At 64.7% G+C, this 856-nt stretch carries 1 protein-coding gene; it reads left to right on the top strand.

The annotated features are described in order from the left end of the window. Positions 1-39: 39 nt before the first annotated feature. The gene (locus tag B0919_RS24475; RefSeq protein WP_078014940.1) at positions 40-846 is read left to right on the top strand and encodes an IS5 family transposase; all 807 of its coding nucleotides are present in this window, start codon (positions 40-42) and stop codon (positions 844-846) included. Positions 847-856: the final 10 nt, after the last annotated feature.

The raw sequence follows: 856 nt of genomic DNA, 5'->3' as shown, positions 1-856 counted from the left end.
AGCTAGAGCCTGTTATGGACTGGTGGCGTAATTTGGGGGATGGCACAGCGCAGTGGTTACCCCAGCGACGTAACGGACGAGGAATGGGCGTTTGTGGCGCCGTATTTGGCCTTGGTGCGGGAAGACGCGCCGCAGCGGCAGCACGCATTGCGGGCCGTGTTCAACGCCGTGCGCTACCTAGTCAAAACCGGCTGCGGCTGGCGCTACCTACCGCACGATTTGCCACCGTGGGAAGCGGTGTATCAGCAATGGGCGCGCTGGCGCGACAACCGTTGTTTTGAGCATCTGTTGGCCGATTTACGCGAGTTGGCGCGGCTGCTGGCTGGGCGCGAGGCCGAGCCGACAGCCGTGATTTTGGACGCGCGTACCATCCAGAGCACGCCCGAAAGCGGGGCCCGCGCTGGCTACGACGGGGCCAAGCGGCGCAAAGGCAGCAAGGTACACGTGGCCGTCGACACGCTGGGCCATTTGCTGGCCGCCGTGGTCACGCCGGCCAACGCGCCCGACCGGGGGCAGGTGGCCGCCTTGTGCGAGCGGGTGCAGCAGGTCACGGGCCAGCGCGTGCAAGTGGCCTATGCCGACCAAGGTTACACGGGCGAAGACGCCGAGTACGCAGCGGCTATGCATGATATTGACTTGCAGGTCATTGCCAAACCCGAGGGGCAGACGGGCTTCGTGCTGTTGCCCCGCCGCTGGGTAGTCGAGCGCAGCTTCGGCTGGGCCGCCCGCTTCCGCCGCTTGGCCCGCGACTACGAACGCCTCGCGCTGACCATGCAGCAATTCCACTTCTTGGCCTTCGTTGCCTTGCTCTTAGCCAAAGGCGTTTTCCTGCCTACTAGTCCATAACAGGCTCTAG

This window comes from Hymenobacter sp. CRA2, from assembly GCF_002007105.1.
GTDB lineage: Bacteria > Bacteroidota > Bacteroidia > Cytophagales > Hymenobacteraceae > Solirubrum.
The sequence above is the reverse complement of the archived record's forward strand: the minus strand, read 5'-3'. Positions and strand labels throughout refer to the sequence as shown.

Excerpts from the sequence above, each read along its gene's own strand:
- B0919_RS24475 (WP_078014940.1), top strand. The coding sequence starts at position 40 with ATGGCACAGCGCAGTGGTTACCCCAGCGACGTAACGGACGAGGAATGG.